Source organism: Streptomyces sp. NPDC000134, assembly GCF_042899225.1.
Classification (GTDB): Bacteria; Actinomycetota; Actinomycetes; order Streptomycetales; family Streptomycetaceae; genus Streptomyces.
The window spans coordinates 304,125-315,352 of the sequence record NZ_JBIAZN010000002.1; the positions used below are offsets into that span (position 1 = coordinate 304,125).

Annotated in this window: 10 protein-coding genes; 5 read left to right on the plus strand and 5 right to left on the minus strand. The window is 75.4% G+C overall.

Features of this window, described 5'->3' with window-relative positions:
• Positions 1-151: 151 nt before the first annotated feature.
• Entirely contained in the window at positions 152-3,271 is a 3,120-nt protein-coding gene (locus tag ACFY32_RS03810; protein ID WP_359194919.1) for a sacsin N-terminal ATP-binding-like domain-containing protein, read from the minus strand.
• A gap of 408 nt (positions 3,272-3,679) precedes the next feature.
• Positions 3,680-4,606 (minus strand): DUF3027 domain-containing protein, encoded by a 927-nt coding sequence (locus ACFY32_RS03815; protein WP_359194916.1) that lies wholly within the window; start codon positions 4,604-4,606, stop codon positions 3,680-3,682.
• A gap of 322 nt (positions 4,607-4,928) precedes the next feature.
• Between ACFY32_RS03815 and ACFY32_RS03820 the strand changes: the two genes are divergently transcribed.
• Genes ACFY32_RS03820 through ACFY32_RS03835 form a run of 4 tightly spaced genes read left to right on the plus strand, consistent with a single transcriptional unit; the run spans position 4,929 to position 8,474 of the window.
• Complete coding sequence (locus ACFY32_RS03820; RefSeq protein ID WP_390673351.1) at positions 4,929-6,323, plus strand: MFS transporter; 1,395 nt, start codon at positions 4,929-4,931, stop codon at positions 6,321-6,323.
• A gap of 60 nt (positions 6,324-6,383) precedes the next feature.
• Positions 6,384-6,899, plus strand: a complete 516-nt coding sequence (locus ACFY32_RS03825; RefSeq protein ID WP_359194913.1) for a DUF2771 domain-containing protein — start codon at positions 6,384-6,386, stop codon at positions 6,897-6,899.
• A gap of 23 nt (positions 6,900-6,922) precedes the next feature.
• The gene (locus tag ACFY32_RS03830; protein WP_390673352.1) at positions 6,923-7,633 is read left to right on the plus strand and encodes a futalosine hydrolase; all 711 of its coding nucleotides are present in this window, start codon (positions 6,923-6,925) and stop codon (positions 7,631-7,633) included.
• A complete protein-coding gene (locus ACFY32_RS03835; RefSeq protein WP_359194907.1) occupies positions 7,623-8,474 on the plus strand; it encodes a 1,4-dihydroxy-6-naphthoate synthase in 852 nt (283 codons plus the stop codon). The genes ACFY32_RS03830 and ACFY32_RS03835 overlap by 11 nt, the downstream gene beginning before the upstream one ends.
• Positions 8,475-8,492: 18 nt before the next feature.
• Here the strand turns inward: ACFY32_RS03835 and ACFY32_RS03840 are convergent, their stop codons facing one another.
• Positions 8,493-8,876, minus strand: coding sequence for a cold-shock protein (locus ACFY32_RS03840; protein WP_359194904.1), 384 nt, complete (start codon positions 8,874-8,876; stop codon positions 8,493-8,495).
• 150 nt (positions 8,877-9,026) lie between these two features.
• On the opposite strand from ACFY32_RS03840, the gene ACFY32_RS03845 reads away from it, so the two are divergent.
• Complete coding sequence (locus ACFY32_RS03845) at positions 9,027-9,284, plus strand: hypothetical protein (protein WP_359194901.1); 258 nt, start codon at positions 9,027-9,029, stop codon at positions 9,282-9,284.
• Here ACFY32_RS03845 and ACFY32_RS03850 read toward each other — a convergent pair.
• Positions 9,254-9,892: an HAD family hydrolase gene (locus tag ACFY32_RS03850; protein ID WP_390673353.1), complete on the minus strand. Its 639-nt coding sequence runs from the start codon at positions 9,890-9,892 to the stop codon at positions 9,254-9,256. The two genes, ACFY32_RS03845 and ACFY32_RS03850, sit on opposite strands and share 31 nt — an antisense overlap.
• A gap of 25 nt (positions 9,893-9,917) precedes the next feature.
• Positions 9,918-11,165, minus strand: coding sequence for a hypothetical protein (locus ACFY32_RS03855; protein WP_390673354.1), 1,248 nt, complete (start codon positions 11,163-11,165; stop codon positions 9,918-9,920).
• Positions 11,166-11,228 lie beyond the last annotated feature (63 nt).

The window sequence follows — 11,228 nt, forward strand, 5'->3', positions numbered from 1 at the left end:
CCAGGTGGAGAAGTGGGCCCCGGCGGTCGTCGCCCCCCAACGGCTCGTGTCACGCCTGGGGCCCAAGTGATCTAGGAGCCTGTTGGCTCCGATGATCAGATCATCAACGCCTGCGAATGGTTGTACGGAATTGAAGAAAATGTAGGCGGGTTCAGTCGAACCACCGGTCGCGGGCCAGTTCCTCCGTGCGGGTCGGGTCCTCCAGGAGGGCGGCGACCTCGAAGCGGCGGGGCCACTGGGCGGCGGACCAGGCCAGGCCCGCGGCGACGCCTTCGAGGGTGGCGGCGTGCAGGACGCCGTCGTCGGTGAGGCGCCAGTCCAGTTCCGTACCGTCCACGACGAGTTCGTCGTGCTCGACGTACGAGGCGGGGGTGCGGTCGCCCAGCAGGGCCCGGACCGGCTCCGGGACGGCGTGTTCCGTGCCCTCGGAGTCGACGCGGCCGGTGACGGACTCGCTCAGCCGCCGGACCTGGAAGAGTTCCGCCAGTTCGGCGGCGCGGGCGGGGCGGACCGGGAGGAGGGGCACACCGGCGGTGAAGGGGAGCAGGTCGGGTGAGTCCACGACCACCGCGTCCGCCGCGTCCACCACCCGTACCTCGCCGTCGACCACCGCGCGCAGCTCGTCCGGCAGGGTCACCTGCTCGGGGTCGAGGCCGGCCAGCGCCCCGTACAGGGCGTGCAGTTGCGCGGCGGTGACGGGGCGGGCGGGGTCGGCGAGGCGGTCCAGGAGTTCGGCGGCGCCGCCCGGTTCGTCGAGCAGGGCGGCGACGGAGGTGCGCACCCCGAGCGCCCGCAGGACCTGCTCGTCCTCGAAGCCGGCGGCGTCGGCGTCGTCGTACAGGCCGCGCAGCAGCGGGTCGCCGCCGGCGGCGCGCAGCCCGGCGGGGCGGCGGCCGCCGAGCACGGGGTGGCCGCGCAGCCACCACGCGGTGTACGGCCGTACGGTCTCGTGGGTGCCGTCGGGCAGCAGCATCCGCACCGGCTCCACGAGCGCGTCGCGCAGCGGCGGCCGGGAGAGCAGGGCGAGCGCCTCGGGCCACTTGTCGTCGTCCACCAGGTCCAGGTCGCGGACGGCGACGAGTTCGGTGGCGACCGGGGGGACGGGGGTGTCGGGGAAGCGGTCCAGGATGTCCTCGCACCACACGTCCACCGCGTCCAGCAGCCCGGCGTCGTCCGGCTCGGCGAAGTCCCCCTCGCGGGGCTCCAGTTCGTCCGGGTCCAGGACCACGTCGGTGGCGCGGACCAGGGCGAAGGCGACGAGGACCCCGCAGGCGGCGAGCGGGTCCGGGCCCCACCTCTCGGCCAGTTCGGCGTCCACGGCGGCGAGTTCGCCCTCGCGCATCACCCGGGCGAACGGGCCGCCGGGGTAGACGAGTTCACCCGCCGGGGAGAGTTCGCCGTCCTCGTCGGGCAGGGCCAGCGCGCCGAGCCAGGGCTCCTCACCCGGTTCGAGACCGGCGTCGCGGACCAGGCCGAGGACGGTGTCGGCGAGTTCCTCGGCGTCGAGGGCGTCCTCCTCCCAGTTCGCCGGGCCCGCGTCGTCCAGGGAGGCGGCGACGGCGGCCCTGAGCTGCGGGGTGGTCAGGACGGCCCGCGCCGTCGCCGGGAGCGCGCCGAGCTTCTCCAGCAGCGGATGGGCGGCGTCCGGATGGGCGACCTTCAGCCCGAGGCGGGACAGGACCTCCGGGTCGAGGGCGGGCGCGTCGGGGGTGGGCAGCAGCACCTGCCGGGGCCCGATCACCGTACGCCGGTCGGCGAGCGGCACCGGCAGTCCCGAGAGCCGGTCGGGGTCGACCCCGGCCAGGCTGTCGTACAGCCTCCGCCACCAGCCCGGCTCCTTCTCCAGCCCGGCCAGCCGGTCGACCGCGTCGGTCAGCGGCACCCGGGCCACGCCCAGCGTGCGCAGCTCCGCCCGGCGTTCCAGCCCGGCCGGGAGCAGCGTCGGCAGGACCTCCGCCAGCACCCGTACGGTGTCGGCGCCCGCGCCCTCGACCACCTCGGCGTCCCGGGGGCGCAGCGCGGCGGGCAGGTCGGGGTCGTCGTCGCGGGGCCCGGCGGCGGGCGGCAGGAACGAGGTGCGCGGCAGTCGCTCCAGGACGGCCCGGCGCAGGGCGCCGTCCAGTTCGCCCTTGCCCAGCGGGCCGGGCACCAGGCCGATGATCCGGTCGGTGACCGGCCGCCAGTCGGCGAGCAGCCCGGCGTACGCGTCGGCGGCGCGCTGGACCAGGAAGTCGGTGAGCGGGCCGGGGGCGGCGTGCCGGCGGGTGGAGTCCAGCGGGAACGACGCGATCAGCAGGGCGGGCACGCCGAGCGGTTCGTCGCTGGGCGTGGGCGCGTGCACGACGGGGCTGGTCCGGGGCGGGACGGGGGCGCCCTCGTCGTCCACGGGCACGGCCCAGGTGACCGACCAGTGCGGACGCAGCCTCTCCTCGACCGGGCGGTCGGCGAGGAGTTCGGGGGTGAGCGGGCCGTGCGCGGCGGTGGTACGCCACCGGGTGACGCCCTCGCGGGAGTCGGATACGACGGTCAGGTCGCCGTCGGTGCCGCGCCGCAGGGTCCGTACGGTGTCGTCGCCGGTCTCGATGACCACCTCCGCCAGGCCGGGCAGGGCGAGCATCAGGGCGTCGTCCACGGCGTCGAGCAGCCGTTCGGCGAGATCGGCGGCGGCGGTGTCGCGCAGCGGCAGGATGACGGCCGTGTCGTACGGGTCGGGGGCCCGGCCCTCGGCCGGGAACGGCAGCCGCAGCAGCGGTACGTGACCGTCCCGGCGGCGGATCTCGTCGCCGAGGCCGGGGCTGTGCCGGGCGGTGTCGGCGGCCAGGTCGCGGGCCTCGGCCAGGGACCAGCGGACCCCGCCGTGCCGGGCGACGACGGCGGGTTCGTCGGTGACGGCGAGGACGGCGGCGAAACCGACGCCGAAGCGGCCCACGGAGGGGGTGTCCCGTTTGGCGGAGGCCCGCAGCGTGGACAGCGACTCGACGCCGGCCGCGTCCAGCGGGGCGCCGGTGTTGGCGGCGACGAGGACGCCGTCGCGCAGGGTGAGCCGGAACCTGCCGGGCACGCCGGCGCGGGCGGCGGCGTCGGCGGCGTTCTGCGCGAGCTCCACGACGAGGCGGTCCCGGTAGCCGCCGAGGACGAGGTCCTCCTCGGCGTTGGCGTCCTCCCGGAACCGGGCCGGGCTGGTGGCCCAGGCGTCCAGCACCCCGCGCCGCAGCCTCGCCGTACCGAACGGGTCCGCGCCCTCGGCGGCGGGCCGCACGAACTTGCTCACGTTCATCTCTCCTCATCGGCCCTCAAGCGACGTGGGGTCGAAGGTACCGCGCGGATCATCCCCCGACGCGGGCCGACGGCGCCGCGGGCCCGTCCGGCGCCGGTCGACGGACCCCTCGGCCGGTGCGGCGCCCGGTTGACACCGGCCAGGCGCGTCCACCGATCCGGCGGACGCCCATCGACACCGGCCAGGCGCGTCCACCGGCCCGACCGGCCTCATCGACACCGGCCAGGCGCATCCACAGGCCCGACCGGCCCTCATCGACACCGGCCAGGCGCATCCACAGGCCCGTCCGTCCGGCGCTTGCGGACGAGGCCGCAAGGCGGGTGGAGGCAGGGCCGCCAGGCCGTGGCCCGGTGGTCTGGCCCAGATCCCCGGGCCGCCAGACCCCCAACCCCCGCAGAAACGCTACGAGTGCCCGAGTTCCGCCGAGGACGCGTCCTCGATCACCGGCACCGACCCCGAGTCGGACGCCGGCCGCAGCGGGAACGGGTCCACCCGCGTCTCGTCGATCACCGGCGGAGCCGGCTGCGGCGGCTTCGGCATGACCGCCGCCTCGGAGTGCCCGCCGCACCCGTACGCGAGCGAGACGACCCGCCCGTCGGCCGGGGAGAACTCATTGGCGCACACCCCGAACGCCTGACCGAGCGAGCCGCCGATCCGCACCAGGAACCCGCAGGACACGCACGCGGCGGGCGCCGCCTGGGCCATCGGGGTCTTGGGGCCGAACGCCTCCTCCCAGCGGTCGGCGGCGGTGTGCAGCCCGTACCGGGACAGCACCCGCGCCCGGCGCAGGCCCAGTTCGTCGGCGACGGCCGCGATCGTGCCGCGCGGCGGGGTGGCGGGCAGCTCGGCCGGACGGGCGGCGGTGACCTCCGCGTCCTCGGCCTCGGCGAGCGCGGCCATGTCCTCGGAGACGGCGGAGTTCGGCGGCGGCTCGTCCTCGCCGGACCAGCCCGGCTCCAGGCGCAGGTCGTCCGCGTCGGTGGGCAGCAGGTCGCCGGGGCCCATGTCGCCGGGGCGCAGCCGCTCGCTCCACGGCACCCACTCGGGGGCGAGGACCGCGTCGGGGCCGGGCAGCAGCGCCGCCTCGTCGACCGTGACGATCTTGGCGCGGGAGGCGCGGGCGACGGTGACGGCCCAGCGCCAGCCGCGGTAGCCCAGCTCCTCGCACGCGAAGAAGTGCGTGACGACGCGGTCACCCTCGGAGATCAGCCCCGCATGCTCGCCGACCACACCGGGCGCGGCGGCTTCCTCCGCCGCGGCCCGTGCGAGGTCGACCGCCTCGGCGCACAGACGGTCGGGGGTGCGGCTTCGCGTTGTCGCTGCGCTCACAGGTATCGCTTCTCTCCATACGCCGTCTCACGGGTGCGCCACTTCCGGCGGGAGGGCGGACGGAGCGGACCCGGGGACCGCGTCGACGTCCGCGCCCGACCGCGCTCGGGCGCACCTACGTCATCCATTCTGCGGGATGGCCGTACGGCGCGCGGCCGAGAACGTTCGCCACGGCGCGCTACGCACGCTACCTGTTCATGTGCGCTGGGCCTACACCGACGGGAGTTTCCCGGTGCCCTCCTCGGGCGCCTCACCCGACTCGATCAGCTCCATCCATGCCACAACGGAGCTATACACGCGGCTCTCGGGGCACTATGACGGGGTGGCAGCCGCGCGGACGGAACAGACGGAACTGAAGGGCGGGGGCCGGGGACACGGTCCCGGGCGATTCCGCGCGGTCGGCCGTGCCCTGAGACTGCCGGTCACCGGACCGGCCCGCGGCATCCGCCGGGCGACCCACGCGCACGGGGCCGGCGAGTCGGGCCTGGGCAAGCTGATCGAGCTGCACGCGGTGAACGGCGCCGGGGACGTGATGATCACCGTCGCGCTCGCCTCCACCGTGTTCTTCTCGGTGCCGACCGACGAGGCCCGGGGCCGGGTGGCGCTGTACCTCGCGATCACCATGGCGCCGTTCACCCTGCTGGCCCCGGTGATCGGCCCGATCCTGGACCGCGTCCCGCACGGCCGCCGCGCGGCGATGGCGACCGCGATGGCGGCGCGGGCGCTGCTCGCCCTGGTGCTGTCCGGCGCGGTGATCAGCGGCAGCATCGAGATGTACCCGGCCGCGCTCGGCGTGCTGGTGGCCTCCAAGGCGTACGGCGTGGTCAGAAGCGCCGTGGTGCCCCGGCTGCTGCCGCCCGCCTTCTCCCTGGTCAAGGCGAACTCGCGGGTCACCCTCGGCGGGCTGCTCGCCACCGGCGCGGCGGCGCCGATCGGCGCGGGGCTCCAGCAGATCGGACCGCGCTGGCCGCTGTACGGCGCCTTCGTGCTCTTCGTCGCGGGAACGTTCCTGTCGTTCACGCTCCCCCGCGAGGTCGACTCGGCCAAGGGCGAGGACACCGCGCTGCTCGCCGCCGATGAGTCCCACCTGCACGGCCCGCACCGCAAACCGGTCAAGCGGCCGGGGCTGCGCACGGTCGGCACGGCCGTCACCCACGCGCTGGGCGCGAACGCCGCCGTCCGCTGTCTGACCGGGTTCCTGATCTTCTTCCTGGCGTTCCTGCTGCGCGAGCACCCGATGACCGGCCAGAGCGCGGCGGTGTCGCTGGGGATAGTGGGCGTGGCGGCCGGGGCGGGCAACGCGCTGGGCACGGCGGTCGGGGCGTGGCTGCGCTCCCGCGCCCCGGAGATCATCATCGTGACGGTGCTGGCGGGCGCGCTGGCCGCGGCGGTCACGGCGGCGGTGTTCTTCGGCGCGGTGCTGGTGGCGGGCCTGGCGGCGGTCGCCGGGTTCGCGCAGGCGCTGGCCAAGCTCTCCCTGGACGCGCTGATCCAGCGGGACGTGCCCGAGCTGGTGCGCACCTCGGCGTTCGCCCGCTCGGAGACGCTGCTCCAGGTCGCCTGGGTGCTCGGCGGCGCGGTCGGCATCGCGATGCCGCTGAACGGCACCCTGGGCCTCGCGGTCGGCGCCGCGATCGTCGCCGCCGGCTGGCTGACGACCGTACGGGGGCTGATCGCCTCGGCCCGGCACGGCGGGGCACGGGCCCGGGTGGCGTGACGTACGGCACGCCGTACCCAGGTGGGGGGCGGGCCCGGAGGGCCCGATAGCCTACGTGCCATGACCACGTTGCCCCGCGGCGCAGCCGCTGTTGGACACCGCGTCGTGCGACGCCGCCGCGCCGTCGCCGCCGCCGGTGCCGTGTCCGCCGGACTGCTCGTCCTGTCGGCGTGTGACAAGCCGACGCCCATGTCGACGATCACCGTCGGCAGCGACTCGATCAGCTCCCAGGCCACCTGCGGCGGCGGCGAGGACGAGACGCTGAAGACCGCCGACCTGACCAAGTGCCTCCAGGACAAGGACGTCGAGTCCATCACGGTCGACCCGGACGAGACCGTCCGCTTCGGCGTCGACCCGGACATCGCCGACAAGCGCTGGACGATCCTGATGAACGGTCAGCCGCTCACCGACGACAGCAAGAAGACCTACCGCACGGTCCCCGGCAGCGTGTTCTTCAACGCCCAGTACGGCGCGCAGGGCGACTCCACCCGGGTCGCGGTCGTCGCAGGGAACGGCAAGCAGGGCGGCCAGTCCTTCACCGGAGTCTGGGTCTTCGAACTGAAGAAGGGCGACTGACCACGCCTTCCGTACGTGTCCTGGTGGCCACCGCGGTCCCCGTCGAACGGGACGCGGTGGCCCGGTCCCTTCCCGGACCGCCCCGGGAGATCCCGCTGCCCGGCGTGACCCTGCACCGCGCCGGCGCCTGGGACCTGGTCGCCGCCGGGGTGGGCCCGGCGCTCGCCGCCGCCTCCACCGCGACCGCCCTGACCGCCGCCGCCCTCGACGGCCACCCCTACGGCCTGGTCGTCTCGGCCGGCATCGGCGGCGGCTTCGCCCCCGGCGCGCCGGTCGGCTCGCTGGTCGTCGCCGACGAGATCACCGCCGCCGACCTGGGCGCCGAGACCGCCGACGGCTTCCTGCCGGTCACCGAGCTGGGCTTCGGCACGGTCACCCACCGCCCGCCCGCCGCCCTGGTCCGCCTGGTCGCCGGCGCCACCGGGGCCCGCCCCGGGACCGTGCTGACCGGCTCCACCGTCACCGGCACCGCCGGGCGCGCCGAGTCGCTGCGCGCCCGCCACCCCCGCGCCCTCGCCGAGGCCATGGAGGGCTTCGGCGTGGCGGAGGCCGCCGCCGCGCACGGGCTGCCCGTGCTGGAACTGCGCGCCATCTCCAATCCCGTCGGCCCGCGCGACCGGGCCGCCTGGCGCATCGGCGACGCCCTCGCCGCGCTCACCGACGGCTTCGGGAAGCTCGCGCCCGTCCTCACGAGTTGGAACCCCCATGACCCCCATGACCCCCATGACCACTGACGCGCCCCTGCGGATCGCCTACTCCCCCTGCCCGAACGACACCTTCGTCTTCGACGCCCTCGCCCACGGCCGTCTCCCCGGCGCCCCCGCCGTCGACGTGACCTTCGCCGACATCGACCTCACCAACGGCATGGCCGAGCGCGGCGAGCTGGACGTGCTGAAGGTGTCGTACGCGGTGCTGCCGTACGTCCTCGACGAGTACGCCCTGCTGCCCTGCGGGGGCGCGCTCGGCCGGGGCTGCGGGCCGCTGGTGCTGACCCGCGAGGCCGGGGTGGACCTGCGCGGCCGGACGGTCGCGGTGCCGAGCGAGCGGTCGACGGCGTACCTGCTGTTCCGGCTCTGGGCGGCGGACACCGTGCCGGGCGGGGTCGGCGGGATCGTGGTGATGCCGTTCCACGAGATCATGCCGGCCGTGCGGGACGGGAAGGTGGACGCGGGACTCGTCATCCACGAGGCCCGGTTCACGTACCAGAACTACGGGCTGCACAAGCTCGCCGACATGGGCGAGCACTGGGAGGCCACCACCGGGCTGCCGATCCCGCTGGGCGCGATCATCGCCAAGCGGTCGCTGGGCGACCGGGCGCTGACGGGCCTCGCCGACGCGGTCCGCGCCTCGGTGCGCGCCGCCTGGGACGAGCCCGAGGTGTCCCGCCCGTACGTCATGGAACACGCCCAGGAGATGGACCCGGCCGTCGCCGACCAGCACATCGGGCTGTACGTCAACGAGTTCACCGCCGACCTCGGCGAGGACGGTTACGCGGCGGTCCGCGGGCTGCTGACCCGCGCGGCGGCCGAGGGACTGGTGCCGCCCCTCGGCCCCGGGGCGCTGGAATTCCCGTGAAAACCCGCGGGAAGGGGGTCAGACGTCCAACTGGTCGGCGACCGCGCGCAGCAGGCCGGCGATTTTGTTGCCGGAGGTCTTGTCGGGGTAACGGCCCTTCTCCAGCATCGGTGTGATGTTTTCCAGGAGGGTCGTCAGGTCCTGGACGATGGAGGCGAGTTCGTCCGGCTTCTTGCGCTGCGCCGCCGCCACCGACGGGGCCGGGTCGAGCAGCGTGAGGGACAGGGCCTGGTCGCCGCGCTGGCCGGCGACCACGCCGAACTCCACGCGCTGGCCCGGCTTCAGGGTCTCGACTCCGGCGGGAAGGACGGAGGAATGGACGAAGACGTCACCGCCGTCGTCCCGGGAGAGAAAGCCGAAGCCCTTCTCGCTGTTGAACCATTTGACCTTGCCGGTAGGCACGTCTGTCCTCGTCCTCGTACTCGTCGGAAAACTGCTCTTGATAGCACTCGGGCGGGTCGTCGGACCCGCCGGTACCCAGGCTAATGGTCTTCGGGCCGGTGACAAGACGTCGCCCGGCTGTTCTCTCGGGCTGGGAACTACCCTGGTGGGGTGCGTGACAAAACCCGAACGAATTCCGCCGCGCCCGGCGACCGGCTGATCCGCGCCGGTGCGATCGTCTTCTTCATCGGCGCCCTGGCCACCCTGGTCACCGTGGCCCCCCTGCTGCTGGGGACGACGCCGTTCCCGACCTTCATGTTCCTGCTGAGCATGTTGATGGGCGTCGGCTTCCTCATCGCCGGCGCGGGGGTGCTGCGGTCGATCGCGGCGGGCCGCCGTCAGGCCCGCGGGGCGGTGCCGTCCCGGTAGTCCGCCAGCCACGCCGGGAACTCCGTCAGGTCGGTCAGCACCGTGTCCGCGCCCGCCGCGCGCAGCTCGTCCACGGTGTACGGGCCGGTCGCGACGGCCACCGAGTGCGCGCCGGCGGTGCGGGCGCCGCGGATGTCGCCGAGGTGGTCGCCGACGTAGATCTCCGCGCCGTGCTCGCGCAGCGCGACGGCCTTCTGCTCCGCCCACAGGTCGCCGATCACCGCGTCGGGCGCGATGCCGAGGTGGTCCAGGTGGAGCTTGGCGTTGGGCTCGTACTTGGCGGTGACGACGATGGCCCGGCCGCCGGAGCGGCGTACCGCCTCGATCGCCTCCCGGGCGCCGGTGAGGGCGGGGGTGGCGGCGATGGCGTACTCCGGGTAGAGCGAGCGGTAGAGGTCGGCCGTGGCCGCGAGCCGCTCCGCCGGGAACCAGTGGGCCAGCTCCTGCTCCAGGGGCGGGCCGAGGCGGGTCACCGCGAGGTCGGCGTCGACGTGGGTGCCCGTGCGCTCCGACAGGGCGAGGTAGCAGGCGCGGATGCCGGGTCGGGAGTCGATCAGGGTCATGTCCAGGTCGAAGCCGACGGTCGGGGCGGCGGAGGTGGTGGTCATGCGGGCCATTGTGCCCGGGGGCGCCTCAGGAGCGCCTGGAGCGCCAGAGCAGGTACAGGGCCGAGGCCAGCGCCGCTGCCTTCAGGACCCAGGGCCAGGTCTCGGCCAGGGCCTCGTTCATGTGGCCCTCGGGGACGGGGGCGCCCCAGCGGGCCTCCGTGCGGCCCCAGAGCCAGATCAGGCCGGCCGTGAGGGCGAGGCCGGGCAGGCCCAGGACCGCCCACTTGGACTGGGCGGGGGTCAGGCGGCGGGTGAGGTAGGCGAGCAGCCAGCCGAGGGCGAGCGGGAGCAGGTCGCCGAGCACCGCGCCGACCGCGAGGAGGGCGGCGGCGAGCAGCAGGAGCGGGTCGGAGCGGGTGCCCTGCGGCCAGAGGCGGGCCAGGCGGCGGGTGCGGACGGCGGCCGGATCGGGGACGGCCGCCTCCTGGGCCGTCGCGGGGGCCGGCTGCGCCTGAGGGGTCTCCTCGCGGGGCGGCGGGGGCTTGAGGAGTTCCGGGATCTCCACGCCGCCGACGAAGCCGGGGACGGTGTCGCCGCCGGCCCGGCCGCCGAACGGACCGGCCTCCACGCGCCACCAGTCGGGCTGGGCGGGGGCGCCGCCCAGGCCCTCGGCCGGGGCGAGATGCGGCTGCGTCGGGGCGGACGCCGGGGTGGGGGCGGGGGCGGGCGGTTCGGCGGGGCGGCGAGCCGCGCGGAGCAGTCCCATGCGGCGCCGTCCGCCGTCCGGGCCCAGGGACTTACCGCGCTCGCCGTCCGGGCCCAGGGACTTACCGCGCTCGCCGTCCGGGCCCAGGGACTTACCGCGTCCACCGTCCGGGCGCAGGGACTTGCCGCGCTCGCCGTCCGGGCGCAGGGACTTACCGCGCTCGCCGTCCGGGCGCAGGGACTTACCGCGTCCACCGTCCGGGCGCAGGGACTTGCCGCGCTCGCCGTCCGGGCGCGGGGACTTACCGCGTCCGCCGTCCGGGCGCGGGGTCTTGCGGCGGAGGGCCGCGGTGGCGCGCTGGGCGGGGACGGGCGGCTCCGGTGCCCCCGGCGCGGCGGCCGGGTCACCGGCGGCCTCGACGACCGCCTCGGGGCTGCCGAGCCGGTCCACGATGCGGCGCACGGCGGCGGGCGAGTCGCCGACGGTCCGCGACCGGCGCCGGTCGATCTCGTCGCGCAGCTCCGCGACCAGGCGCACCCGCGCGGACGACGGCAACTGGCGTTGCTGCGCCACGTCGCCGACGCGGCTCAGATACTCGTAGACGACCTGGTCGCTCTCGATCCCCACGGACCCCTCCGGCGCGGGCGTGTCGGTGATACCCCGTCGGACGACGGTACCGCTTCCGGCCCG